Annotated in this window: 22 protein-coding genes; 9 read left to right on the forward strand and 13 right to left on the reverse strand. The window is 56.2% G+C overall.

All coding sequences use genetic code 11. The annotated features are described in order from the left end of the window. A complete protein-coding gene (locus KF947_RS07850) occupies window positions 1–453 on the forward strand; it encodes a hypothetical protein (protein ID WP_227405889.1) in 453 nt (150 codons plus the stop codon). On the opposite strand, the gene glp (KF947_RS07855) is transcribed toward KF947_RS07850, so the two are convergent. The 11 genes from glp (KF947_RS07855) to KF947_RS07905 form a co-directional block, all read right to left on the reverse strand. Next, the gene (gene glp / locus KF947_RS07855; RefSeq protein WP_227405890.1) at window positions 428–1,633 is read right to left on the reverse strand and encodes a gephyrin-like molybdotransferase Glp; all 1,206 of its coding nucleotides are present in this window, start codon (window positions 1,631–1,633) and stop codon (window positions 428–430) included. The two genes, KF947_RS07850 and glp (KF947_RS07855), sit on opposite strands and share 26 nt — an antisense overlap. Then, entirely contained in the window at window positions 1,626–2,147 is a 522-nt protein-coding gene (moaB, locus tag KF947_RS07860) for a molybdenum cofactor biosynthesis protein B (RefSeq protein ID WP_133731362.1), read from the reverse strand. The genes glp (KF947_RS07855) and moaB overlap by 8 nt, the downstream gene beginning before the upstream one ends. Before the next feature lie 5 nt (window positions 2,148–2,152). After that, window positions 2,153–2,485: a DUF1244 domain-containing protein gene (locus KF947_RS07865; RefSeq protein WP_223289106.1), complete on the reverse strand. Its 333-nt coding sequence runs from the start codon at window positions 2,483–2,485 to the stop codon at window positions 2,153–2,155. 103 nt (window positions 2,486–2,588) lie between these two features. Beyond that, complete coding sequence (locus KF947_RS07870; RefSeq protein ID WP_227405891.1) at window positions 2,589–3,689, reverse strand: formate dehydrogenase subunit gamma; 1,101 nt, start codon at window positions 3,687–3,689, stop codon at window positions 2,589–2,591. A gap of 11 nt (window positions 3,690–3,700) precedes the next feature. Beyond that, window positions 3,701–4,315 (reverse strand): formate dehydrogenase FDH3 subunit beta, encoded by a 615-nt coding sequence (gene fdh3B / locus KF947_RS07875; RefSeq protein WP_035580821.1) that lies wholly within the window; start codon window positions 4,313–4,315, stop codon window positions 3,701–3,703. A gap of 64 nt (window positions 4,316–4,379) precedes the next feature. Beyond that, window positions 4,380–7,232: a molybdopterin-dependent oxidoreductase gene (locus KF947_RS07880; RefSeq protein WP_133731365.1), complete on the reverse strand. Its 2,853-nt coding sequence runs from the start codon at window positions 7,230–7,232 to the stop codon at window positions 4,380–4,382. A gap of 24 nt (window positions 7,233–7,256) precedes the next feature. Continuing rightward, window positions 7,257–7,457: a twin-arginine translocation signal domain-containing protein gene (locus KF947_RS07885; protein ID WP_227405892.1), complete on the reverse strand. Its 201-nt coding sequence runs from the start codon at window positions 7,455–7,457 to the stop codon at window positions 7,257–7,259. A gap of 84 nt (window positions 7,458–7,541) precedes the next feature. Next, window positions 7,542–8,156: a molecular chaperone gene (locus KF947_RS07890; protein WP_133731366.1), complete on the reverse strand. Its 615-nt coding sequence runs from the start codon at window positions 8,154–8,156 to the stop codon at window positions 7,542–7,544. A 4-nt stretch (window positions 8,157–8,160) separates the two neighbouring features. After that, on the reverse strand, window positions 8,161–9,888 hold the full coding sequence (locus KF947_RS07895) for a 4Fe-4S dicluster domain-containing protein (protein ID WP_227405893.1): 1,728 nt from the start codon (window positions 9,886–9,888) through the stop codon (window positions 8,161–8,163). A gap of 199 nt (window positions 9,889–10,087) precedes the next feature. Further along, window positions 10,088–10,720, reverse strand: coding sequence for a DUF3306 domain-containing protein (locus tag KF947_RS07900; protein ID WP_227405894.1), 633 nt, complete (start codon window positions 10,718–10,720; stop codon window positions 10,088–10,090). Beyond that, window positions 10,717–11,157, reverse strand: coding sequence for a DUF3305 domain-containing protein (locus tag KF947_RS07905; protein ID WP_133731369.1), 441 nt, complete (start codon window positions 11,155–11,157; stop codon window positions 10,717–10,719). The genes KF947_RS07900 and KF947_RS07905 overlap by 4 nt, the downstream gene beginning before the upstream one ends. 212 nt (window positions 11,158–11,369) lie before the next feature. Between KF947_RS07905 and KF947_RS07910 the strand changes: the two genes are divergently transcribed. The 5 genes from KF947_RS07910 to KF947_RS07930 are packed head-to-tail and all read left to right on the forward strand — an operon-like array spanning window position 11,370 to window position 16,211. Continuing rightward, complete coding sequence (locus tag KF947_RS07910) at window positions 11,370–12,245, forward strand: formate dehydrogenase accessory sulfurtransferase FdhD (RefSeq protein ID WP_133731370.1); 876 nt, start codon at window positions 11,370–11,372, stop codon at window positions 12,243–12,245. Then, window positions 12,242–12,868 carry a molybdenum cofactor guanylyltransferase MobA gene (gene mobA / locus KF947_RS07915; protein WP_227405895.1) on the forward strand — a complete coding sequence of 209 codons (627 nt, stop codon included), beginning with the start codon at window positions 12,242–12,244 and terminating at the stop codon, window positions 12,866–12,868. The genes KF947_RS07910 and mobA overlap by 4 nt, the downstream gene beginning before the upstream one ends. Beyond that, a complete protein-coding gene (glp, locus tag KF947_RS07920) occupies window positions 12,865–14,136 on the forward strand; it encodes a gephyrin-like molybdotransferase Glp (protein WP_227405896.1) in 1,272 nt (423 codons plus the stop codon). Before mobA ends, glp (KF947_RS07920) begins: the two co-directional genes overlap by 4 nt. Continuing rightward, window positions 14,133–15,185 (forward strand): GTP 3',8-cyclase MoaA, encoded by a 1,053-nt coding sequence (moaA, locus tag KF947_RS07925; RefSeq protein WP_227405897.1) that lies wholly within the window; start codon window positions 14,133–14,135, stop codon window positions 15,183–15,185. Before glp (KF947_RS07920) ends, moaA begins: the two co-directional genes overlap by 4 nt. A gap of 36 nt (window positions 15,186–15,221) precedes the next feature. Then, window positions 15,222–16,211, forward strand: a complete 990-nt coding sequence (locus KF947_RS07930; protein ID WP_227405898.1) for a CobW family GTP-binding protein — start codon at window positions 15,222–15,224, stop codon at window positions 16,209–16,211. On the opposite strand, the gene KF947_RS07935 is transcribed toward KF947_RS07930, so the two are convergent. Further along, window positions 16,208–18,907, reverse strand: coding sequence for an EAL domain-containing protein (locus KF947_RS07935; protein WP_227405899.1), 2,700 nt, complete (start codon window positions 18,905–18,907; stop codon window positions 16,208–16,210). The genes KF947_RS07930 and KF947_RS07935 overlap by 4 nt on opposite strands. Before the next feature lie 204 nt (window positions 18,908–19,111). Here KF947_RS07935 and KF947_RS07940 point away from each other — a divergent pair, with 204 nt between their 5' ends. Then, window positions 19,112–20,014, forward strand: a complete 903-nt coding sequence (locus tag KF947_RS07940; RefSeq protein ID WP_133731375.1) for a LysR family transcriptional regulator — start codon at window positions 19,112–19,114, stop codon at window positions 20,012–20,014. A 36-nt stretch (window positions 20,015–20,050) separates the two neighbouring features. Here the strand turns inward: KF947_RS07940 and KF947_RS07945 are convergent, their stop codons facing one another. Then, entirely contained in the window at window positions 20,051–21,568 is a 1,518-nt protein-coding gene (locus KF947_RS07945) for an NCS1 family nucleobase:cation symporter-1 (RefSeq protein WP_133731376.1), read from the reverse strand. A gap of 617 nt (window positions 21,569–22,185) precedes the next feature. On the opposite strand from KF947_RS07945, the gene KF947_RS07950 reads away from it, so the two are divergent. Continuing rightward, complete coding sequence (locus KF947_RS07950; protein ID WP_133731377.1) at window positions 22,186–23,052, forward strand: nitrilase-related carbon-nitrogen hydrolase; 867 nt, start codon at window positions 22,186–22,188, stop codon at window positions 23,050–23,052. A gap of 32 nt (window positions 23,053–23,084) precedes the next feature. Further along, window positions 23,085–24,524 (forward strand): dihydropyrimidinase, encoded by a 1,440-nt coding sequence (hydA, locus tag KF947_RS07955; RefSeq protein WP_133731378.1) that lies wholly within the window; start codon window positions 23,085–23,087, stop codon window positions 24,522–24,524. The last annotated feature ends 19 nt before the right edge of the window (window positions 24,525–24,543 follow it).

The raw sequence follows: 24,543 nt of genomic DNA on the forward strand, positions 1-24,543 counted from the left end.
GTGCCCTTGCATCACGGCCATCATGAGCAGGCCCAGGTTGCCTTGGTGCTGTTTTGCGTAGGGCCTTACCGTGCGGCCCTGGAGGCATGCCATGTGCTCGCGATGACCGATCATCCCACGACACTGCGCACTGCCAATGCTCAAACGTTGCTCTTCGAAGGTGGCGACCATGACTCTCCGCCTAGCCGCTGGCTCACCCTGCGCGACACTCAAACAACTAGTGACCACCAACACATTTGGCAACTGGGCGTAAGCGGCGACATTACCTTGCAGCAACTCCCTGTCAACACGCTCTACCCGCTGCCTAAACTGCTGCTTTCACGCCGATTTTCAACGGCGCTATGCGGCTTAACCTTCGACCAGCAGCAGCTAGTACTGCTACTGGATGCCCGCCAGCTTAGTCCTTCGCTTTCTCAGGCCCCTGCTCTTAGCCAGTCAACCACAAACAGCTAATGGCATCGCCCTCGGCTATGTCGCTATTGGCGGGAATGACTGCAAAGGCGTCGGCGTTGATACACGACGAAAGCACGCCAGAATTCTGATCAGCAAAGGCCGTCGCCATTACGCCGCTGGGCGCGAATTCGAGCGTCACGCGCATATAGTGCTCACGTGGCCCCGTTGAGGTAGCAAACCCAGCTTTCGCAGTCACCTTCGGCAGCGTTTTTAACGCCGGACAGCCGAGCATTGCGCCCAGCAAGGGGCGTAAAAACAGCCAGGCGCCGACAAATCCCGATACTGGATTGCCCGGCAGGCCAACAAATCGTGCCTGGCTGCCGTCATCGCGGGGCAGGCGGCCCAGTGCTAACGGCTTACCGGGTCGAATCGCCAGCTTCCACATGTCGAGCTGGCCAATCGCTTCCAGCGCGGCTTTGACGTGATCCTCTTCGCCGACGCTGACGCCGCCGGTGGTGACCACCAAGTCTGCTTCAGCAGCAGCGGCCGTTAACAGTGCCACGGTGCGGGCGTAGTCATCCGGTACGCTAACGGTACTCACCACCTCGGCGCCAAAGTTCTCTAACAGGCGCCTAAGCATCGGTCGGTTTGAGTTGTAGAGCTGCCCCGGCTTGAGCGGAGTGCCCGGATCAATAATCTCATCGCCGGTCGAAAGCAGCGCCACACGGGGGCGACGGCGGACGCTGACCTGGGTAATCCCCTGACCTGCCAAGTGGCCAAGAGCCGCTGCTTCGAGCCGCTCACCAGCATCTAACAGGATGCTACCCTGGCGCACGTCACGCCCTTGGCGGCGGACATTATCACCTGCGGGAACGCCCTCAGGCATCAGCGCACGATCACCGTCAACTTGTACGCGCTCCTGCATCACCACGCAGTCAGCCCCGGGAGGAATCTCACCGCCGGTAAAAATACGCGCGCAGCTACCGGGTGCAAGCGCTTCAGCCTGCGTACCTGCAGCAATACGTTGACTCACGGGCAGCCACTGCCCCGCATCGGCAGCGTGCAGGGCGTAGCCATCCATCGCGCTGTTATCGAAGGGTGGCACATCCAGCTCCGCGGTGACGGCCTCGGCCAACACACGTCCACCGGCGGCTTCCAGCGGGATACTCTCTGCAGCGAGTGCGCTGACGTCTGCTAGCAGCGCCTCAAGCGCGGCTGATATTGGCTGTAAATCAGCCATGCTGCCCCCGGCCTGGGATGACCAGGTTGGCGAAGTTGCAGGGCTTGTGGCGACTATCTAACTGCTCAGCCAGTATGCCATCCCAGCCGGTGCGGCAAGCGCCGGTTGAGCCGGGCAGGCAGAACACGACCGTGGCATTGGCTAGGCCACCGAGGCAGCGGCTTTGAATAGTGGAGCTGCCGATTTCCTCACCGCTTAGCTGACGAAAGCGTTCGCCAAAGCCTTCGATGCGCTTATCCAGCAGCACCGAGATGGCTTCAGGGGTAGAGTCACGCCCAGTGAAGCCAGTGCCTCCGGTGGTGATAACTACCTGCACATCCGCCTCGGAGATCCAGTTCGCCACCACCGCACGAATACGATAGACATCGTCAGGCACGATGCGCTTTTCAGCGAGAGTGTGACCGGCGTTGATTAGCCGCTCGACCAGGGCTTGACCGCTACGATCCGTCTCTTCCGTGCGGGTATCCGAGACCGTGAGTACGGCTATGTTGAGGGGCACCATTGGCTCACTCATCGACATCACCCTTGTTTGGCTGCTTTCTTTTTGGCGTGGTGAGCTTCCCAGGCCGCCATTTGCTCAGGCGTAGCGGGCGGCTGATAAAGCTCCTTCCACTCGCTGTAAGGCATACCGTAAACGTACTCACGTGCCTCTTCGTAGTTGAGGTTTTCATCCCGCGCTTCAGCGGCACTCACCAGCCATTTAGATAAACAGTTACGGCAAAAGTCCGCCAGGATCATCAGATCGATATTCTGGACATCTTTGTTATCGTCCAGATGCTGTAGCAAGCGGCGAAACGCGGCGGCTTCAAGCTCGGTGCGCGTGGTTGGGTCTAACTCATCAAACGCTGACATAACCGTTCCTCTCATACATGGCTTGGGTTATTTAATAATTTAAGGTGAAGCATAACAAAAGACACCGCCGAAAGGCGGTGTCTTAGCGACCATTAAATGCTTATTAACTGGTTCGCGTTGCCGACGGCTCATTGCTGCCGCCAGATGACTTGCGGGCCGCCACCTCTTGTTCCGATAGCGTTTGGTCTTTGACCTCTTCGTACCAAAGATTATGGTGCTCTTTGGCCCAGGTCTCATCCACATAGCCCGTGGTCATACCTTCTAGCGCGCCTTCGGTACCCAACGTGCCGATATAGATATGTCCGAGGGAAACCGCCGTAAGCCCCAATGCGCCAACTGCGTGGATAATATTGGCCCACTGCATGGTGTCACGGCCCTGGTCGAAGTTGGGGAAGTCGAGCACGAAGCCACTGGCAACCACTAAGATTCCCACCGTCGCTAACAGCCAGTACCAGGCTTTTTCACCACCGTTGGCAAAACCAGCATCCACATGCTTTTTGCCAATCATACCGCCGCCTTTCTTGAACCATACCCAGTCGTGCTTTTTGGGAATATTGTCTTTGATCAAGCTGACCAGCAGGATCACCAGCAGAATGCCAAAGATCGGCCCCAGGTAGTTATGCAGCACTTTTGTCGCCGCAATCATCCAGGCCCAAATCCCATCGCCAAACAGTGGACGGAACACGAATTTCCCGAACAGCAGCGTCATCCCGGTCAGCGCCAGAATGATAAATAGCGTTGCTACCGTCCAGTGCAACGCGCGTTTCATCAGCGTCCAACGCAAGAGCAGACGCCCCGTGCGCGGCGCCTCAAGCTCTTTACGCCCAACAATGAAGTAGAACAGCGCGATCAGCGCCGCCATGCCAAATACCGCGATCAAACCAAACGGCGATACCCAGCGGTTACGAATCTGCCGCCAGGTTTCACCGCTTGAATTGATCAGGCTGTAGTTACTGTCAGCGCGTGAATCACGGTAATTGGGCCCGGTTTCTCCACTACGTACCTGGCGCCACTGGTCGGCGGTAATGCCGGGGGCTGCAGTGGTCATCTCGCGATCAGGATCCGCTTGGGCAACGGCCACTTGCGTGAAACCGAGGCTTAGCACCAGAGCAAGCGCCACCAACATAAAGCGCCAAATACCCAGGGCGAGCCCTTTACCTGAGCGCGGCACCCCACCGGGTGCCTGTGCAGTCAACAGGTTCATGACACGCCTCCTTACCCTTTATGGGCAGCATCATAGGCTAGGTTGTCGGCACTGGCCTGAGGGTTATTAGACCAGGCGCCATCTTTGTGCCCGCGATGAACCACGCGCTGACGGAAGATATCGGCCACATCTTGCGCATCACCGGCAAGCAGCGCTTTGGTGGAGCACATCTCAGCACACAGCGGCAGCTTACCTTCGGCAATGCGGTTGGAGCCGTACTTCTCGTACTCCTCTTCTTTGCTTTCGGCAGGGCCACCCGCGCAGAAGGTGCATTTGTCCATCTTGCCGCGCTCACCAAAGGCATCCTGCTGGGGAAACTGCGGGGCGCCAAACGGGCAGGCGTAGAGGCAATAGCCACAGCCGATGCAGAGGTCTTTGTCGTGCAGCACGATGCCGTCATCGGTTTTGTAGAAGCAGTCGGTGGGGCACACCGCCATGCAAGGGGCGTCATCGCAATGCATGCAGGCCACTGAGATAGACATTTCACTGGCTTCACCGTCATTGAGCGTGACCACGCGGCGGCGCTGAATGCCCCACTCGACATCGTTGGCATTTTTACAGGCGGTGACGCAGCCGTTGCACTCAATGCAGCGTTCGGCGTCACACATAAATTTCATTTGAGCCATGGTGTTCTCCTCATGACGGTGCGGGATGGCTCCCGCACCGTCGTGCTGTCAGGTCGGTCGGGGCTTAAGCGCGCTCAATGCGGCAAATGGTGCACTTGGTCTCTTGCATAAGTGTCACCGGGTCGTAGCCATAGGTGGTGGCGGTATTGGCCGCTTCACCGATGATGTATGGATCAGACCCATCCGGGTAACGGTCGCGCAGGCTTTCGCCCTGGAACATGCCGCCAAAATGGAACGGCATAAACGCCACGTTACGATCAACGCGCGGCGTGACCAGCGCTTTAACTTTCACACGGCCTCCTTCAGCCCCTTCAACCCAGACATCGTCGCCATCTTTGATGCTGAGGTCGTTAGCGTCCGCCGGGTTGATCTCGACAAACATCTCCTGCTGAAGCTCGGCAAGCCACGACATAGAGCGCGTCTCTTCCCCGCCCCCTTCGTACTCAACCAGTCGCCCAGAGGTAAGAATCATCGGATACTCACCGGTGTTGTCGCGATCCTGAATGGTTTTGTACATGGTCGGCAGGCGCATGATGGAGTCGAAATCGTCCCAAGTAGGGAAGCGTTCAACCAAATCGCGCCGCGTGGTGTAGAGCGGCTCACGGTGCTTCGGCACCTGGTCCGGGAAAGTCCAGACCACGGCGCGTGCCTTGGCGTTGCCGTAGGGCGCACAGCCATGCTCAATGGTGACACGCTGGATACCGCCCGAGAGATCGGTTTTCCAGTTTTTGCCTTCCGCCGCCTGCTTCTCTTCGGCAGTCAGGTCGTCCCACCAGCCTAGGTCTTTGAGCAGTTGGTCGTTGAACTCTGGATAGCCGTCGTCGATATCGCCGCCCACCGGCGCTGAACCTTCCGCCAGAAGGTTGACGCCATCCCGCTCGATACCAAAACGAGCGCGGAAGCCCATGCCGCCTTCCATCACTGGCACGCTGGTGTCGTAAAGATTGGGCGAGCCCGGGTGATTAAACTCAGGCGTTCCCCAGCAGGGCCACGGCAAGCCGTAGTAGTCACCATCCGCCGGGCCACCCTCTGCGCGCAGGTTCTCGAAGCTGAACGTGTGCCAGTTTTTCTGGTGCTCTTTGAGGCGTTCGGGGCTTTGCCCGGTGTAGCCGACCGTCCACATACCGCTGTTGATTTCGCGCAGAATGTCGTCGATCAGCGGCTCGTCACCGTTCATCTGGTAGTTCTTGACCAGCTCATTACCGAAGCCCAGCTTACGAGCGAACAGGTACATGATTTCGTGGTCGGGCTTGGACTCAAACAGCGGCTCAATCACGCGGTCACGCCACTGAATCGAACGGTTAGTCGCGGTAACACTGCCTGTGGTTTCGAACTGGGTGGCCGCTGGCAGCAGATACACGCCGTCGCTGCGGTCGTGCATCACTGAAGCAACGGTGGGATAAGGGTCAACGATGACCATCATCTCAAGCTTCTGCATCGCTTTTTGCATTTCGACGCCGCGGGTCTGGGAGTTAACCGCATGGCCCCAGTAGAACATCGCTTTCAGCGCGGTACGCTGGGAGATGTTCTCGTCCTCTTCGAGCACGCCATCGACCCAGCGCGACACGGTAATACCGGCGGTGTACATGGGCTTGCCGTCGGCGTATTCGGTATCGTCATAGCGGCCTTTTAGCCACTCATAGTCGAGATCCCACACCTGCGCCCAGTGCTGCCAGGCACCCTCTGCCAAGCCGTAGTATCCCGGCAAGGAATCGCAGCCAAGGCCAAGGTCAGTTGCGCCCTGGACGTTATCATGGCCGCGCAGGATGTTTGCGCCGCCGCCCGCCACACCAATATTCCCCAGCGCCAGCTCAAGAATGCAGTAAGCGCGGGTATTGTTGTTGCCGGTGGTGTGCTGGGTGCCGCCCATACACCAGACCACACAGCCAGGCCGATTGTCGGAGAGGCGTTTAGCGACATCGTACATCTCGGCTTCTGGAACGCCGGTGACTTCTTCTACAACGCTGGGCGGGAAGTTGGCGACTTCAGCGCGTACTTCATCCATACCGTAAACGCGCTGATTGATGTACTCGTTGTCTTCCCAGCCATTTTCAAAAATGTGCCACAACAAGCCCCAAATATAGGCGACGTCCGAACCGGGACGTAGACGCACGTATTTGTTGGCCTTGGCCGCAGTACGGGTAAAGCGCGGGTCGGCGACGATGATGTCGCAATTGTTACGCTCTTTGGCGATCAGGATATGCTGCATCGCTACCGGGTGCGCTTCACTGGGGTTGGAGCCAATGAACAGAATCGCCTTGCTGTTATGCATATCGTTGAGCGAGTTGGTCATCGCTCCATAACCCCAGGTATTCGCTACGCCCGCCACGGTGGTGGAGTGACAAATACGCGCCTGGTGGTCGGTATTGTTGGTGCCCCATAGCGAGGCAAGCTTGCGCATTAAATACGCCTGCTCGTTGTTGAACTTCGCCGAGCCCAGCCAGTAAACGCTGTCCGGGCCGTGCTCTTCGCGCAGCTCAAGCAGTTTGTCGCCAATCTCGTTAATGGCGTCATCCCAGCTCATACGTTCCCACTCACCCGCGACTAACTTCATCGGGTACTTGAGGCGCCGCGTGGAGTGGCCGTGCTGACGCAGCGAAGCGCCTTTCGCGCAGTGCGCACCACGGTTGATGGGGTGGTCAAAAGCGGGTTCTTGCTTGGTCCAAATGCCCTCTTGAACTTCGGCATACACGCCACAACCCACTGAACAGTGGGAGCAGATAGTGCGTTTGGTCTCGACCGGCGAATCCAGCACGGGGGTTTTGTCGGCTGCTTCTGAGCGCTGCATCATGGGCGCACCCATAAAGCCAACGGCGGCCATTCCACCAGTGGCTGCACCGCTGCGTTTGAGGAACTGGCGACGGGAAATACCCAGCCCTGAGGCCTTGGGGGTGTCTGTTTTGCGAGTTAAGCGCATGGCAAATCTCCTGGCATTCCGCCGTCAGTCACGCAGCGAGGCGTAATAAGCACGGACGTGATCGGTCTCACGGTAGTTAACCGTTGGTTTTTTGTTTTTCACCGGGGCAGTGTCAGCCTGTGCCAGAGTGACATGACCGACTGCCGCCGCGGCGCCAGCAGCGGCGGTTCCCAACCCAACGGTTTTCATAAACCGGCGGCGCTCAGCGTTGTGTGACGGTTGCATGGGTTTCTCCTCTTGCATGCTTTTTTGTGCGGGTCTTTTTATGCTGTTTTTTGCTTTTTTGCTGTTTCTTTTATGAAGCCTGCGTTAAGGCTCAAGAATACGCACTGGCGTATGGCCCGCATCAACCCTCAAGCGAGCCTGTTCACTCTCCATAAAAGCGCTACCCAACTGCCCCAGCGCTGCATAGAAAGCGGTGTCTACCTGCCCAAGGTCGGCAAAACAGCTGGCCGCCCAGGGGGCTAAATGTTGGCTAAAGAAATAGCCCTGCTCTGAACTTTCAACGTCAATCAGCATCGCCATGACTTCACACAGGGCCGCCAGGTGATCCTCAGGATCCCGAGTATGCTCACTGCGTTCAAAGCCGAGCACTTTTAGGTCTTGGCGCAGCGCCACCAGCGCCGCTTCCATCAATTCGCCGTTGCGGTACCAGGAGGCATAGGGCACAACCTCGCCTTGAATCACACCTACCAAGTGGCGAAAGTGAGCTCGCTGCAGTCCCTCAGTATTCGCACCGTTGGCGGCTACTGCCAACGACTGCCAGCACTCCGCCAAGCGGCTGCCATCTTGCTCGATGGCTAGCTCAGCCAACCAACTGAGTAACTCAGTATCCGGCGGTTGGCGGAGTAGCGTGGCTAACAACCGGTAGATATCGGCGCGTAGCGCATCTGCTTCTTTGAGCGTGGGCAGTGCATCCGTCATCGGCTTATACCTTCAGTTGCGCGTCTGGATCGCGAATCATGGTTTTCCAGACATCTTTTACCCGGCAGTCTTCGCACATTTCCAGGCGGATCATCGCCTCGCCGGCGAAGTAGGGGTGGTTCGCCAGCTTCTTTTTAATAGTAGCGACCGTGCTGACAGTGGCAAATGGCTTACCGCAGTTGATGCACTCAAAGGCCGCTTCTTCGTGGCAGATCTGGCGCGTTTCGCGGGCATTGGATGCCAGGAAGCCAGGCATCAGGGTAATCGCATTTTCCGGGCAAGCCTGCTCACACAAGCCGCACTGCACACAGTCCGCTTCAAGGAAGCTCAGCGCGGGCGTGTTGCCGCCTGACTTTAATGCCGGGGTCGGGCAGTTGCTGACACAGGCGTGGCAGAGCGTGCAGGCGTCGCTATCGACTTGAATGGCGCCGTAGGCAGCGCCTGCCGGTACGGCAACCCGCTCGCCGCTAGGGTTACCCAATTCAGCCAACCGCGCTAGCACACGGTTCAAGCGCGCACGCTTTTCTGGCTCAGGCAAGCTTAGCGGCGACTCTGTCAACGGGGTGAGTGCCGGTAGCGCATCCCGGGCCGCATCATCGGCTATCTCGATCAGCTTTACGCGAGCGCGATCATGACCTAAGGCGTCTAACAGGGCATGCGCCTGAGCAACTTGATCGGTCAAAAAGGCACTCAAGCGGGCAGGCATATTGGGGTGCAGTTGGATACGCACTTCGGCGGCCCCTGAGGCCAGGGCAGTTAACCACTGGTCGTGACCCGCGGCTCCCAGCTCCTCAAGCGGTGCATCTATGATATGACCTGCGGGCACTACGCCCGCCGCGCGTTCAGCGTCTTGGGAATCATGGGTAATAAAACGCAGCACCGGCGCTTGACCACCCGCTTCTCGGTAGGCGCCCAACCAAGCGGAGAGCGTATCCTGTTGGCGGCGCGTTTCCGGTAGGCGAAATTCGATAGCGCCGGTGGGGCAAGCGCTAGTGCAACTGCCCACGCCTTGGCAGAGGAAAGGATCAATCTCGATGTGAGATTCAATCCGCCCCTGGATGCCGGAGATAGCATCCGCCGGGCACACATCCAAACAGCGGGTACAGCCAATATTGCCGCTGGTGGAGTGGGCACATAAGTCGCTATTGACCTGAAAATATCGCGGCTTGTCGAATTCGCCCACCAGCCCCACAAAGTCATCGAGGATATCGCTGCGCTGCTCGACGTTCTGCCACTGCATTACCACATAGCCAGGCGGTGATAATTCCACTGGTAGGCAAGGAGTAGCATTTAAGTCCAGGATTAAATCAAACGCCTCTCGCTCGATCAGCGCCTGGGCAAGATCAAGCGGTTCATCGCCATCAAGCAGCGTTTTAAACATGCCTAGATGACCGCTAATACGCAGCTTTTCGGCCTGGGCACGGGTTAGCGCCTGAGTGGTGAGGATCTCGGTGGCAGCGAGCAAGTCACTATCATTAACCCCGTCGTCAACGCCTGCGGCGTTGGGCGCGGTAAAAACCAGCGTCAATGAAGCCAAACCACGCCCTTGCAGAATGCGCGCGGCTTGTCGGGTATCCCGCTCACAGCCGAGTAGCAGCGCATGACCACGGCTGTGATAGGTCACATTGGCAGGCGTTAGGTTAGCGGGCCAGGAGATACGCTGGCGTACCGTCTCCCGAGCCTCGGCATTGCGCTGGTCGTCTAGCGACGCCAGTTGGATTCGTTGGTTCATGCGCTCTCACGGTCAGGGAATAATTCTTATTATATTTTTGAGTCATATTGATTAACTATTGTGGCATAACAATGCGTTAAAGCTAAGTTCAGCCTATGGCGAAATCCACAATTTGCCAACCTGATTACCGTCAACGCTACCAACGCTGGCGACCGCTCACATACCCAACACGTTGACTTTTATAAATTTAGCGTCGATCTCATGTTTTCGTCTTAGAGTCAGATAAATAATCAGACTGGTCGTCTAGCGGCGCTTTTTTTACAATTGTTTCCCTTTCAGCGCCAGGCATTGAGGTCTCTTCCTCAAGCGCGACCGGATTCTCTTCTGTTTGCTCGTTCTCTGCTAACCCTTTTGGGGACTCGGGCTCGTCTAGTGACTTATCAACCGTCTCTTCCACTTTATGCGTCCAGCGGCGCAGTTTGCTGGCGAGCTCGGAGTCCATGGGCTTTAACAGCTGATTGTAGTCGGCATCGTAGTCATCCAGGCCATCGCGAACGTTATAGTTACCGGTGGTCCACAGGCGTTTCAAAGCACGCCGTCGCAGGGCTCCGCTTACTCCTGGCACCATAAAGGCGCTGAAGTCGCTGCCCGCTTCCAGCGTTTCAGGGTCGGGCAAGGTGTGGTCTAAGCTGCCGGGCTTAGGTGCTGGTTCTGAAGACGATTGTTCTGAAGGTGACGGCTGTGGTGATGACGGCTCTGGCGTTTCCTGAGCGGCATCAGGTGAAAGATCCGATTTAGCCGCCAGTTCATCATCAGACTTTGCAACCGGCGGCGCATCTTGCTCCTGGGGAACGTTGCGTTTTAGTCGCGACCAGCGCTCTAGGCGGCTCATTGTGGCTGCTCCTTGGAGGGGGTCTCTTTGGCGCGCCCCGCACCTTTGCGTTTTTTCTTGCGCATTTCCATCGGCGCTTCGCCGTGACGCGCGAGATAGCTCTCAATCCAGACCTCAATGGCCATAGGCATCGGCGCTTCAAGCACCTGCTGCTCGCCGTCCATCCAGCCGGCCGCCACGTCCTGGCTCGCGGTAATCGCATCAGGCTTGGGTGTTTGCCCAGTAAAACCCGCCCGCACAAATAGTCGTGGAGTAGCAGACGTCAGGTTGAAACGGTAGGCAGCACGCTCGGTCATCGACAGCTGCAGGTTAAGCACATTGGGCCCCTGATCACTCAGGGTAAGCTCTGCAATACGCCACTGGGTTAGCGTAAAGCTTTTCACCTGCTTAGGCTCGGCGACCAGGGTGATACTCAGTGAACGTAAATTATCAGACATCGCGTAAAACCCCTTAGCGAAGTATCTAAGCAAAGTACTTGAGTACAGAACTTAAGCACAGTACTTAAGCGAAGCACCTAGACTTTGAACGGATAGCAGTTGAACAGGTAGACAAGTAAGCCTCTCCAGCGCCATCATCGTCAACTCTGACCTTTTTACTCAGGTATTTTATCAGGGTCAGATGCTTTCATATTCAGCAGCGAGGATTGCGGATGCACGCCCTTCAGTTAAGCCGAGCCCGCTTACCGGCCACCACCGAGATCAGCATCGTGGATGAGTATGGCGATTCGCGCCAGCAGGCGATTGCCGCTGAAAGAGCGTTGACCGTCTACCTCAACAAGCGTGAAATTGTCACTTTGATGACCTTGGGTGACGACCCGGAGGCTCTGGTGGTCGGCTATTTGCGTAATCAGGGGCTGCTGAACGCCGCGGCTGACTTAGAAGCCGTACAAGTCGATTGGGAGGTAGAAGCGGCGGTCGTGATTACCCGCCACCTGCCCGAGGATTTAGAAGCACGTTTAAGCACTCGTACGGTCACCACCGGCTGCGGCCAGGGCACGGTATTTGGTAAACTGCTCGACCAAACCGCTCTCACGGCGCTGCCCGATACTCAATTGGCACAATCCACGCTTTATCAGTTGCTGCAAAACCTTAACGCCTATAACGAGACCTACCGCAGCGCTGGCGCAGTTCATGGCTGCGCACTGTGCCAGCAAACCGACGTGCTCGACTTTGTTGAAGACGTAGGACGGCATAACGCGGTGGATACCCTGGCCGGGCGTCAATGGCTACAACAGGCCGACAGCGCCAATGCGGACATTTTTTACACCACCGGACGGCTAACGTCGGAGATGGTATTGAAGGTAGCGCAAATGGGTATTAGCGTGCTGGTCTCTCGCTCAGGCGTCACCCAGAAAGGCGTCGAACTGGCCGAACGCTTTGGCGTGATGCTAATCGCCCGCGCCAAAGGGCGCCATTTCCAAGCAATCAACACCCAAAACCGTTTAGCCCTGGACGCTATTCCACCGCGCCCATCCCATGCCCGTTCATCGCAAGAATATCGCTCATCAAAAAAGGCAAGCTCATGATCCCCACTCACGACCTCACTGGCATGGTTCTCGCGGGCGGCGAAGGGCGCCGAATGGGCGGCCGTGACAAAGGGCTGGAGCCTTTTGCGGGCCTGCCACTCGTCGGCCATGTGGTGAAGCGCCTTGAAGGTCGGGTGGCCGAGCTACTGATTAACGCCAACCGCAATGCTGACGCCTACCGCTTTTTCGCCGATCGCGTTATAGCGGATGTTGTAATGGACGGTGCCGAAGGCGGCTTTAAAGGCCCGCTGATGGGGATCTATAGCGGCCTACGGGCGGCAAAAACGCCCTGGTTACTGGTCGCTCCCTGCGACTCCCCCGCCCTGCCTGACGACTTAGTGGCGCGCATGGTGCAAGGCGTTGGTCAGCATGATATCGCCGTGGCTTTTGACGGCGAACGGCTTCACCCGGTAGTTGCGCTGCTGCGCACTTCGCTGGCCGATGATTTGGCCGCCACCCTGGCCGTGGGCGAGCGTAAGATCGACCGTTGGTACGCCCGCCACAACTGGTGCAAGGTTGATATGTCGGACTGCCCTGATGCCTTTGCTAACCTTAATACCGAGGAAGAGAAGCTACACCTGGAAAAAGTACTAATGGGTTCTTCGAGCAAGGAGGTGAAATGACCCTCTCCTGCTTTGATCTTGGCGAGCAGATGCTCAGCGTGGACGAAGCGCGCCAAGCGCTCGCCACCTTGATTGAACGCCCGCTGGGCAGCGAACAGATCCCGCTGGCGCAGGCTCACGGCCGCCGCTTGGCCACAGCCATTCAGGCCCCCATTAACGTGCCGCAAAATACCAACGCGGCCATGGACGGCGTAGCGCTAGCCCTGCCCAGAGAAGGGGTTGGGGCCAAACAAACTCTCTGGCCGCTGGCCGGTGAGGTGCTGGCCGGGCAGTATCGCAGTGAACTGGTACCTGCCGGTCACTGCGTGCGTATCACCACCGGCGCCCCGCTGCCGCCGGGCACCGATACCGTGGTGATAAGTGAACAGCTGCGCGAACCGTTAGATGAGCGCCCGAACCATGTGATCATCGAGTCGCCAGAACTCCTCAAACACGGCCAACATGTTCGCCAGGCCGGAGAGGATATTGCCATGGGTGACACAGCCCTTCATGCAGGTGCACGGCTCGATGCGGCGGCCCTTGGGCTTTTAGCGTCGTTAGGTTACGCAGACGTTGTAGTGTGCCAGCGTCCAAGGGTGGCGATTTTTTCCACTGGCAATGAAGTCGCTGCACCCGGGGAGCCGCTGCCCAAAGCAGGTATTTACGACGCCAACCGCTTCACCCTGATGGGTTTGCTTGCCGAACACGGCGCCGACGTCATTGACCTGGGCATTTTGCCGGATGATTTAAACGCCATTAAAACGGCTCTGGAAGACGCTGCGGCGCAAAGCGACTTGGTGATCACAAGCGGCGGCGTTTCCGTTGGCCAAGCTGACTTTACCCGTGAGGCTCTGGAACAGCTAGGCCGCCTAGCCTTCTGGCGGGTAGCGCTGCGACCTGGCCGCCCGATGGCTTGCGGCTGGCTGGGTGAAAAGCGCACGCCGTTTATTGGCTTGCCCGGCAATCCGGTGGCGGTCATGGTAACCTTTCTACAGTTTGTGTCGCCGCTGCTGGATCGGCTTTGTGGGCAGCCAACATCAACGCCCCGTCGCCTTACTGCTATAGCCGATGACGCCTTAAAAAGTCGCTTGAAGCGCACTGATTTTATCCGTGGCATTTACCATACTGATAGCGAAGGACGGTTACTCGTGCGTAGTACCGGCGCCCAGGGTTCGGGCATTTTAACCTCGATGGTGGCTGCTAATTGTTTGATTGAACTTGCCGACGACCAGGCAGGCGCCCAGCCAGGCGAGGTAGTCAGCATACAACCACTAACGGGATGGCTATGACCGAGCAACGACCCGCACAACCTCAAGCTAATCAGCAGCGATCTGTCCAGCCAGACGCTGACCAGCAACTGATCGACGACTTTGGTCGGCGCATTAGCTACGTGCGCATCTCGGTCACCGATCGTTGTGATTTTCGCTGCGTATACTGCATGAGCGAGGAGATGACATTCCTACCCCGCGCCCAGGTGCTGACGCTGGAAGAGATCGCCATGGTGGCGCGCGCCTTCACCGAACTCGGCGTGGAAAAAATCCGCCTGACTGGCGGCGAACCGCTGGTACGCCGCGGCATTGAGCAATTAGTCGACGAGATCGGCGCCATGCCAGGTCTTAACGACTTCACCATGACCACCAATGGTGCCAGCCTACGCAAGCACGCCAAGCAGCTTTACGCCAGCGGCCTGCGGCGGCTGAACATTAGCCTGGATTCACTGGATGCAGAGCGCTTCAAGCAGCTAACCCGCACCGGCGATTTGACCAAAGTCATCGACGGCATTCACGCTGCCCAGGAAGCGGGCTTTAAACGCATTAAGCTCAACGCGGTAATCTTAAAAGGTCGCAACGACGACGAAGTGATCGATCTGGTCACCTTTGCACGCCAGGAAAACCTCGATATTAGCTTTATCGAAGAGATGCCGCTGGGCGATGTCTCCGACCACTCACGGGCGGAAACCTTCTACTCCAGCGATGACGTTCAAGAATTGATCGAAACGCGCTATCCGCTGATCCCCACGACCGAAACCACACCCGGCCCATCGCGCTACTTCAAAATGGCCGATAGCGACAGCCGGGTTGGATTTATTTCCCCCCATAGCCACAACTTTTGCGATACCTGTAACCGGGTGCGTGTAACCGTGGAAGGCCGTTTGCTGCTTTGCCTAGGCAACGAACACTCGGTGGATCTGCGCGCTGTGCTGCGCCGCCACCCCGGCAACATGCAGGCACTGAAAGAGGCGATTATCAACGCCCTGCCGCTTAAGCCGGAACGACATCACTTCACCACCGATGGCGATGTGCAGGTGGTACGCTTTATGAATATGACGGGGGGCTAAGCGTTGGCAGGGGTGGCAAAAACAGCAAACGCAAAAGTGCCGGTACATATTATTACCGGCTTTCTCGGCAGCGGCAAAACCACGCTTATCCACAGCCTCATCGAGCAGAAGCCTGTGGATGAAAAGTGGGCCATCCTGGTCAATGAGTTTGGCCAGATCGGCATCGACCAGGCGATGTTTGACGCCCGTGACGATGTGGTAGTGAAAGGCCTTCCCGGCGGCTGCCTGTGTTGCCAGCTCGCCTTTGTACTGCAAGCGGCACTGGTGAATTTACTCGCACGCAGCAAGCCCGACCGGGTAATCATCGAGCCCTCAGGCCTCGGCCATCCCGCTGGTCTGTTGGATCTACTGCGTGGGGAAGCCTTTCTTGAGGCGGTCGAAGTACGCGATATTATTGCTACTCTTGACCCACGCCGATTAGATGACGCCCGCGCTCGACAGCACGACACCTTCCGCGACCAGCTCGATATGGCCGATGCGGTGGCACTCACTATGCTCGACCAGAGCACACCCGAGCAGCTCGGCGCCGCTCATGCGTTTGTGGCGCAGCGCTGGCCGCCGCGCAAATGGGTGCAGGAAGCTCCCCAAGGTGAACTACCCATAGGGCTGCTGACCCAAAGCGGAAACGCAGAAGCAAGCGATATGAACGTGCCCGCAAACCATCAGCAGCTGTCCGCAACACCCAGCTTAGCCGGGTCTTTTTTTGATTTTCCGCCCCCGCCCGGCAAGCCCCAACGTGAAATCGGCACCTCGCTGGGCTACACCAGCACGGGATTACGTTGGCACCCAAGCGAGCGCTTCGATCTGGATAACTTGGCCGCCTGTTTGGGAGAGCTACCCAGCAAGGCGCGCATTAAAGGCGTGTTTCATACCGATAGCGGCTGGAAACGCTTTAACCGCGCCGATGGTACGCTCAGCGTTGAAAGCAGCGCGTGGCGGCAAGACTCCCGGCTGGAGGTTATCCTTCCTGATACGAGTCCCGCTCTCGATATCGAAGGCCGACTCCGCTTACTGACGCTGGGTTAAGCGCCCGTAATCAATCTCTCGATGGCTTCTGCTGTGACCGGTCGCCCAAACAGATAACCTTGGTAAGCGTGACAGTCGTGCGCCAGTAACCACGCCTGCTGCGCTTTGGTCTCTACCCCTTCCGCAATGACCTCTAGATTAAGGCTCTCTGCCAGGGCAATGGTACTCTCGACAATCGCCGCGTTGGCTTGGCTTTCGAGCACCTGCTGCACAAATGATTGGTCGATTTTAAGCTGATCCAGCGGCAGTTGCGCCAAATAAGCCAGTGACGAGTAGCCAGTGCCGAAATCATCCAGAGAGAAACGTACGCCTCGCGCTTTAAGGGCAAGCATTTTATCCCTAGCGTCATCTCGCGCTTCCACAAACAGCGACTCGGTCACTTCCAGTTTTAGCCGCTGAAGCGGCGCCTGTGTGCGCGCAAACACCCCCTCTACGCGGGCCAAAAAGTGCTCATCGCGAAACTGTAGCGGACTGATATTCACTGAAATGGTCAATTTTCTTAGCTGCGGGTGCTGTGCCCAACGCGCTAATTGATAGCAGGCATCTTCTAACACCCATTCGCCGACATCGTTGATCAGCTCATTGCTTTCCAACAGCGGAATGAAATCCCCCGGAGAGACCATGCCGCGTTCGGGATGTTGCCAGCGCAGTAACGCTTCCACGCCGGTGATCCTACCGTGGTGATCCACCTGAGGCTGATAATAGAGCTGCCACTGCTGACTTGCCTGCGCTAGGCGTAGGTCCGCCTCTAATTTCACATGGGCAAGAAGCGCTGCCTGCATTGAGGGATCAAAAAAACACACCCCATGGCGGCCGTTGCTCTTAGCCTGAAAAAGCGCCATATCAACCTGCTGCAGATAGTCATCAACGCCGTACTCATTGCTCGCCATAATCGCAATACCAATACTCCCCGTCACCGTGATGCTCTCTTCGGCCAGGGTGATTGGCTCGTTGAGCGATGTCAGCAGCTTATGCGCGATGCGCTCGGCAAGCAGAGTGGTTTGGGCGTAACTGCTATCAACGCCTTCAATCAATACCGCAAACTCATCACTCCCCAGGCGCGCCAAGGTATCGGTATCACGCAGCATCTGACCCATCCGCCTAGCAACGCTCTGTAACACCTGGTCTCCCGCATAGTGCCCCAAGGTGTCATTGATTTGTTTAAAGTTATCGATATCAACAAAAAGCAGTGCGCCGCAGCGCTGATGGCGCTGTAGCTCTTTCAGGGCAGTCCCTATACGATCCATAAACAGCCGCCGATTGGCCAATCCGGTTAAGGTGTCATAAAACGCTAGCTGATGAATCTCCTGCTCAGCAGCTTTACGCTCGCTGATATCGCTCATGGTGGCCACGTAGTGGGTTAATGTGCCCTCAACGCTATACACCGCGCTAATGGTTAGCCATTCAGGGAAAAGCTCACCGTTTTTGCGCTGATTCCATATCTCGCCTTCCCAATTGCCTGTTGTAAGCACCTGTTTCCACAAACGGCGATAAAAAGCTGCATTTTGTAACCCAGAGCTGAACATACGCGGATTTTGACCCACAATGTCGGCTTCGCTGTAGCCCGTAATACGGCTGAAGGTCTCATTCACCTTGAGAATGGTTCCCTCTGGGTCAGTAATCAGAACACCCAAGTGCGTTTTAAAAGCAGCGGCGGCAATTTGCGCCTCCGCACGGGCCTGTTCGCGCTCCTCAATACGCTGTCGCAATTGATGCGCTAACGCTAAACGATTCAGGTAGTGACGCGCGCCCCAAGCACCCAGCAGAGCAATAACTGCCATCACCAGTGTTAAAATCAAAGCACGCTGTCGCCACCCTGTTAGTACCTCGTGTAGGTCAACGCCTACCACGGTCAGCATGGGATACTCGCCTACCCTCAGCATGCGAAACAGACGCTTACGGCCATCAATAGGCGAGTCAACGTTAATTGACCAAGTAGCCTCACCACGGGTAAGCCACTCAGTTGTTTCTGGACTATCAATTTGACTGCCAATCGAAAATGGCTCTTCTGGGGTCGGGTAGCGAGCAATAAATTTTAAACTGGGGTCAACCAGGGCAATGCTCTCGCCGTCATAGACACTCATCTGCTCCAGGGCGTCGGCAAACACTTCAGGCACAATGCTAGAGATGACCACCCCAGCAAACTCGCCGGACGAGGTTTCTAATCGTCGACAATGGTACAAATAGTAGCGTTGGTCGCTGATAGACCAGTAAAGCGGGGTAATCAGTTCCTCTTGTCCTGCTTGCTTAAAGGCATTAAACAACGTCGTATCGCTGATATCAGCACCTGCTCTTCGGCTACTCGCCATTACTCTGCCTTCGGCGCTCAACACAGCGATTTCGTCCACCATGGGCACATACAGGGTCAGGTTTTCTAGCGAGCGCTGAAGGGCCTGGGCATTCTCGCTATCTGGCATGCCTTGCAGGGTTAGCATCTCAGCAAGCCCAAAAAGCGCTTGCCCGCTTTGTGCAAATACACCTTTTGCCCACTCAGCGACCACATTGGCACGAGCGGTAATACGTGACTCAGCAGCCTCAATTTCTTGCTTATACTGTTCGCTCAACAGCCAACCAAAAAGTACCATCATGACAAGCAGTGCGAGTAGATATAGCGCAATCACATGGCGGCGCTGTTGGCGGTAAGTCTTGGTAGCTTTCAAAACATCATCATTTACATCATTGGAGGTAGCGGACATCGCATAGAAGCCTTATCCAGGTAACCCAGCATGGCACCTGATACAGTGTAAAAAGTAACCAAAAACGATACATAACACGCGCTGACACGTGGCTTGATACGATAGTGCCGCGGCGCTTTTAGGATGTATATCAGTTTTTATCACCGTTAATGCCCTAAAAAGCGTGATGTTATGCATTGATAGCCTATCTACCAGGGAATTGTTATGGCATCGCTGGGCCAAATGAGTGACTACGAGATACGGCTAATCCGTATTTTCAAGACAGTCGTTGAGTGTGGTGGCTTTACCGCGGCTGAAACCACGCTGGGTATCAGTCGTTCGGCGATTAGCCAGCACATGAACGACTTGGAGGGGCGGCTGGGGTTTTCGCTCTGCCAGCGGGGGCGTGGCGGGTTTAGTTTAACCGAGGAGGGTAAAGAGATTTATCAGGCAGGGTTGACGCTACTGACTGCGCTTGAAACATTTAAAAGCGACGTCAATGCCCTGCATCAAACAATCAAAGGCGAGCTGAATATCGGCATTACCGACAACCTGGTGACGCTGCCTGCCATGCACGTCACCAATGCACTGGCGGAACTTAGCGCGCCGGAGCATGAGGTAACGCTGCATATTCATATGGAGCCTTCTGACGCGGTCATTCGGGGCGTCATGGATGGCCACTTGCACGTCGGCGTAGTACCTGCAGTGAACCTGCCCACCAGTTTAGAAGCGCGGCACCTTTACGATGAGCCATCGTATCTTTACTGCGCGGCAGGCCATCCGCTGTTTACGGAGGATGATAATACGCTTAGCTGTGCAGATATCGCTCAACACTCGGCTATTTCGCCCCGCTACCCGCTGCCGGTTGAGGCCCGCCAGGCCCATGATGCGCTAAGCCTGCGTGCCTCGGCATCCGACCGTGAAGGCGCTGCTTTTTTGATTCTTACCGGGCGCTTTATCGGTTTTCTGCCTGAACACGTCGCAGCACAGTGGGTGGCAGCGGGCAAGATGCGGGCTCTACACGCCAACTCGCAGCACTACCGCATCCCCTTTGTACTGATCACCCGACATGATCGCCGCCCCAACCGAGTGGTCGATGCGTTTCTACGTTTAATCAAAAGCAGCTAGGATAGAGAACCCGGCACGAAGCCGGGTTTCAACTGTTTAACGCTGCTCGGCTGCCTCATTGGCCATTATTGGCGCAGGCCCCGCCTGAGGCGATGATGCCAGCACTTGGCTGGCGACAAAATAAACGATGGCCCCCAGCGCCGAACCGGTGAACCAGCCGTAATCGTAGAACCAGTTCATAGTGCCTGTTAACAGCGATAGTAAAGTTAGCGCCACGGGCACACCGAAGGCGATGAAACCGGCGACATTTACAGCAGGATAGGCATGGCTATCCATATATAGGCTGGGCACATCCAGGCGCTGCTTTTTAATCAGGAAATAATCCACCGCCATAATGCCCGCGATGGGCCCCAGCAAACTGGAGTAACCCAGCAACCAGTTGGAGTACATCTGCTCAAGAGAGACACCTGGCGGAATAACGCCCGCTTTTTGTAGCAGATCGTAGCCCATCAGTAGCACGCCCACCGCGCCGGTCATTAGCACGCCGCGCGTCTGGTTAATCAACTTGGGGGCAATGTTCTGAAAATCGTTGGTAGGCGACACTATGTTAGAAGCCGTATTGGTGGAGATCGTAGCAATAATGATCAACAGCATCGCCAGTACCACCCAGAAGGGGCTGTCGATATAGCCAATCAAACGTACCGGGTCGGCAACGGTTTGGCCCACCAGCGTCTCGGAAGCCGCTGTTAATACCACGCCCAGCGCGGCAAAGAAGAACATCGTTAGCGGTAGTCCAATCACCTGACCCACGATTTGATCTTTTTGGCTTTTGGCAAAGCGGCTGAAATCGGGAATATTCAGCGACAGCGTAGCCCAAAAACCCACCATGGCGGTTAAGCCCGCGAAGAAGTAGCCATAAACCGACGCTCCTTCAGGCCGCGACGGCGGCTGCGCCAGTAGTTCGGTCATCGACATATGTGGCCACGCCCACACCATCAGACCAAACCCAACGGCTAGCAGCAGGGGCGCCGCCAGGGTTTCCAACCATTTAATCGACTCTGCCCCACGAATCACCACATAGAGATTCATCGCGCCGAAGACAAAAAAGCCGATCACTTCACCTACGCCGCCAAGCGCTGCCCAAGCGGGAATCAACTCGGAGAGCAGCAGATGAATGGCTAAACCACCAAACATGGTTTGAATACCAAACCAGCCGCAGCCGACTAAGGCGCGCACCAGGCAGGGAACGTTGGAACCTAAAATACCGAAAGACGAGCGTAAAACCACCGGAAAGGGGATACCAAACTTAGTACCGGGAAAGGCATTTAAGGTGAGAGGAATCAGCACGATTACGTTGGCCAACAGAATGGCAAACAGCGCCTCCCCCACGCTCAGCCCGAAGTAGGCGGTTAATACCCCGCCTAGGGTGTAGGTGGGCACGCAGATCGACATGCCTACCCAGAGTGCCGCAATATTCCACTTACTCCAGGTGCGCTCGCTGGCCTGGGTAGGCGCAATATCCTCATTAAAGCGAGAACTGCTGCGTACATCGTCCCCTACATCAAGCTCTATCAGCCCACCTCGATCCACCATCTGAGAGGTTGTTTCGGTCATTTTTTATCTCCTCAGCATTGCGTTATTGCGCTGTCTAGCTCCCACGGCCAGTGGAGCTTTTCAAAAAGGCGCTTAGAAATCATGGCTTTTAGAAAGCATTGTTTTTCAAAACCATCGTTCTTAAAAACCATAGCTTTTAGAAAACAAGCAATAAGCATGCCTACTTGAAAAAGCAGGTCAATTAACTCATTGATTAAAAAGCTGCCTTTCAGGACAACAATATTATTGTTAGCTTGTTATCTTTATATTTCCCCTACCTCAAACAAAAACCAACTAAACCAAGCTAGATCAAAAAAAATATTTGCACCAACTTTAAACAACAAAAATCTAAACACAGACATTAAAAACACACTAACCATCTGATTTAAAATAAATAAAAATTTCTTCCAAAATAGTGCAGAGGTTCACCAAAAAAGTGAACAGCGCCAAATAGAACAATAAAAACAAGTAAACTCAAAGAGTTAAACACAAATTAACAAATCTCCTCTAAAGACTTGCTAAAACCACCCACCCAGCGCTACTTTCAACAAAAGCTGTCTCTTTCGTCAGCTTTATAAAACTAGTTTTGAGAACACTACAAACATACGCTACATATCAACAATCAGAGGGAGCGTCTCATGCAGAAGATGAAAATCGGGTTGATTCAGATGGGCCTGAAAACCAGCACCGATCTTGAACCAGAAGCTATCCGCGACGCCATGAACGAGGCACATCTGCCAATGATTCAGCAAGCGGCTGATCAGGGCGTGCAGGTGCTTTGCTTCCAGGAAGTGTTTAATCAGCCCTACTTTTGCCCTAGCCAGGACGGCAAGTGGTACGCCGCCGCCGAGCGGGTGCCAGAAGGCCCCACCTGCCAAATGATGCAGAAACTCGCGGCTGAGCACCGTATGGTGATTATTGTACCGGTCTATGAAGAGACCGAGACCGGCGTTTACTACAACACCGCCGCGGTGTTCGATGCCGACGGTAGCTACCTGGGCAAATACCACAAAACCCACATCCCTCAAGTGGCTGGTTTTTGGGAAAAATTCTTCTTCAAACCGGGAAAATCCAACTGGCCAGTGTTCGATACTGCCTACGGCAAAATCGGCGTGTATATCTGCTACGACCGTCACTTCCCTGAAGGCTGGCGGGCGCTTGCTCTTAACGGCGCGGAGGTGATTTTCAACCCCTCCGCCACTGTAGCTGGGCTTTCCCAATACCTGTGGGAGCTCGAACAGCCCGCCTCCGCCGCCGCCAACGGCTGCTTTATCGCTGCGATCAATCGGGTTGGCACCGAGGCCCCCTGGAACATCGGCGACTTCTACGGCTCCAGCTACATCGTTAACCCCCGCGGCAAAATCGAAGCCCAGGCCAGCGAAAGCGAAGACGAGTTGCTGGTACACGAGATCGATTTGGACATGGTGCGGGAGGTGCGCAACAACTGGCAGTTCTTCCGCGACCGCCGCCCGGAAACCTATACCCGCCTCACCGACGGCGAATAAGCCCTGTTAATTAATTTCCCAAGGAGTAAACCATGAGCTTATTAATCAAGGGCGGCACCGTGGTCACCCACGCTGACACTTACCGCGCTGACGTGCTGTGTGTTGACGGTAAAATCCATGCGATTGGCACCGATCTAGATGTCCCTGAAGGGTGTGAGATTGTCGATGCCAGCGATCAACTGGTGATGCCTGGAGGCATTGACCCCCATACCCATATGCAGATGCCTTTTATGGGGGCCGTCGCCAGCGAAGATTTTTACACTGGCACCGCCGCGGCCATGGCAGGCGGCACCACGACGATTATCGATTTTGTGATTCCCAGCCCCGGCCAATCACTGCTAGAAGCCTTTGAAACCTGGCAGGGATGGGCGGAAAAAGCCGCCACCGACTTTGCCTTCCACGTGGCGATTACCTGGTGGGATGAGAGCGTCAAAGAGGAGATGGGCACGCTAGTGCGGAAGCACGGGGTCAATAGCTTCAAGCACTTTATGGCCTACAAAGGCGCGATTATGGCCACCGATGACATTCTGGTAGAGAGCTTTTCTCGCTGTCTGGAACTGGGCGCGGTGCCGACAGTACACGCTGAAAACGGCGAGCTGGTGTATCACATGCAGCAGAAGCTGTTGGCACAGGGGATCACCGGGCCAGAAGCCCACCCACTTTCCCGCCCGCCTCAAGTCGAAGGCGAAGCGGCCAGCCGAGCTATTCGCATTGCCACTACCCTGGGGGCACCGGTGTATCTGGTACATGTTTCCACCAAAGACGCAGTGGATGAGATCGCCTACGCCCGCCAGCAGGGCCACCCAGTATTTGGCGAGTGCTTAGCGGGCCATTTGGTCATTGACGACAGTGTCTATCAGCACCCCGACTGGGCAACCGCCGCGGCCCACGTAATGAGTCCGCCCTTCCGCCCTAAAGGCCATCAGGAAGCCCTGTGGCACGGCCTGCAGTCGGGCAATCTACAGACTACCGCTACCGACCACTGCTGCTTCTGCGAAGAGCAGAAAGCTGCCGGTAAAGATGATTTTACCAAGATTCCCAATGGCACCGCTGGCGTGGAAGATCGCCTCGCCGTGCTATGGGATGAAGGCGTTAACACCGGCAAGCTCTCGCCTCAGGAGTTCGTCGCCGTGACCTCCACCAACACCGCCAAGATATTCAACCTCTACCCCCGCAAAGGGGCAATTCAAGTGGGTTCCGATGCGGATATCGTGGTCTGGGATCCAAACGGCACCCGCACGATTTCTGCCAAAACTCACCACCAGAACGTCGATTTCAACATTTTCGAGGGCAAAACGGTGCGCGGCATTGCCCGTCACACTATCAGCAAGGGCAAGTGGGTGTGGCGGGATGGCGAGCTGCGCGCCGAGCGCGGTGCGGGCCGCTATTTAGAACGCCCCGCCTACCCCGGCGTCTTCGAGCTGCTGGCCAAGCGTGCCGAGCTTAACGCCCCCGTCGCCGTTAAACGATAACCGGCGCTTAATAACTGTT

Source organism: Halomonas sp. FeN2 (genome assembly GCF_020595105.1).
GTDB classification, from domain to species: Bacteria; Pseudomonadota; Gammaproteobacteria; order Pseudomonadales; family Halomonadaceae; genus Vreelandella; species Vreelandella neptunia.

What these genes read in the sequence shown, in the direction of transcription:
- KF947_RS07950 (WP_133731377.1), top strand. Translation starts at nt 22,186, where the DNA reads ATGCAGAAGATGAAAATCGGGTTGATTCAGATGGGCCTGAAAACCAGC.
- hydA (WP_133731378.1), top strand. Translation starts at nt 23,085, where the DNA reads ATGAGCTTATTAATCAAGGGCGGCACCGTGGTCACCCACGCTGACACT.
- KF947_RS07880 (WP_133731365.1), bottom strand. Translation starts at nt 7,232, where the DNA reads ATGCGCTTAACTCGCAAAACAGACACCCCCAAGGCCTCAGGGCTGGGT.
- moaA (WP_227405897.1), top strand. Translation starts at nt 14,133, where the DNA reads ATGACCGAGCAACGACCCGCACAACCTCAAGCTAATCAGCAGCGATCT.
- KF947_RS07885 (WP_227405892.1), bottom strand. Translation starts at nt 7,457, where the DNA reads ATGCAACCGTCACACAACGCTGAGCGCCGCCGGTTTATGAAAACCGTT.
- KF947_RS07890 (WP_133731366.1), bottom strand. Translation starts at nt 8,156, where the DNA reads ATGACGGATGCACTGCCCACGCTCAAAGAAGCAGATGCGCTACGCGCC.
- glp (WP_227405890.1), bottom strand. Translation starts at nt 1,633, where the DNA reads ATGGCTGATTTACAGCCAATATCAGCCGCGCTTGAGGCGCTGCTAGCA.
- KF947_RS07910 (WP_133731370.1), top strand. Translation starts at nt 11,370, where the DNA reads ATGCACGCCCTTCAGTTAAGCCGAGCCCGCTTACCGGCCACCACCGAG.
- KF947_RS07935 (WP_227405899.1), bottom strand. Translation starts at nt 18,907, where the DNA reads ATGTCCGCTACCTCCAATGATGTAAATGATGATGTTTTGAAAGCTACC.
- fdh3B (WP_035580821.1), bottom strand. Translation starts at nt 4,315, where the DNA reads ATGGCTCAAATGAAATTTATGTGTGACGCCGAACGCTGCATTGAGTGC.
- moaB (WP_133731362.1), bottom strand. Translation starts at nt 2,147, where the DNA reads ATGAGTGAGCCAATGGTGCCCCTCAACATAGCCGTACTCACGGTCTCG.
- KF947_RS07905 (WP_133731369.1), bottom strand. Translation starts at nt 11,157, where the DNA reads ATGTCTGATAATTTACGTTCACTGAGTATCACCCTGGTCGCCGAGCCT.
- mobA (WP_227405895.1), top strand. Translation starts at nt 12,242, where the DNA reads ATGATCCCCACTCACGACCTCACTGGCATGGTTCTCGCGGGCGGCGAA.
- KF947_RS07895 (WP_227405893.1), bottom strand. Translation starts at nt 9,888, where the DNA reads ATGAACCAACGAATCCAACTGGCGTCGCTAGACGACCAGCGCAATGCC.
- KF947_RS07870 (WP_227405891.1), bottom strand. Translation starts at nt 3,689, where the DNA reads ATGAACCTGTTGACTGCACAGGCACCCGGTGGGGTGCCGCGCTCAGGT.
- KF947_RS07900 (WP_227405894.1), bottom strand. Translation starts at nt 10,720, where the DNA reads ATGAGCCGCCTAGAGCGCTGGTCGCGACTAAAACGCAACGTTCCCCAG.
- KF947_RS07940 (WP_133731375.1), top strand. Translation starts at nt 19,112, where the DNA reads ATGGCATCGCTGGGCCAAATGAGTGACTACGAGATACGGCTAATCCGT.
- glp (WP_227405896.1), top strand. Translation starts at nt 12,865, where the DNA reads ATGACCCTCTCCTGCTTTGATCTTGGCGAGCAGATGCTCAGCGTGGAC.
- KF947_RS07865 (WP_223289106.1), bottom strand. Translation starts at nt 2,485, where the DNA reads ATGTCAGCGTTTGATGAGTTAGACCCAACCACGCGCACCGAGCTTGAA.
- KF947_RS07945 (WP_133731376.1), bottom strand. Translation starts at nt 21,568, where the DNA reads ATGACCGAAACAACCTCTCAGATGGTGGATCGAGGTGGGCTGATAGAG.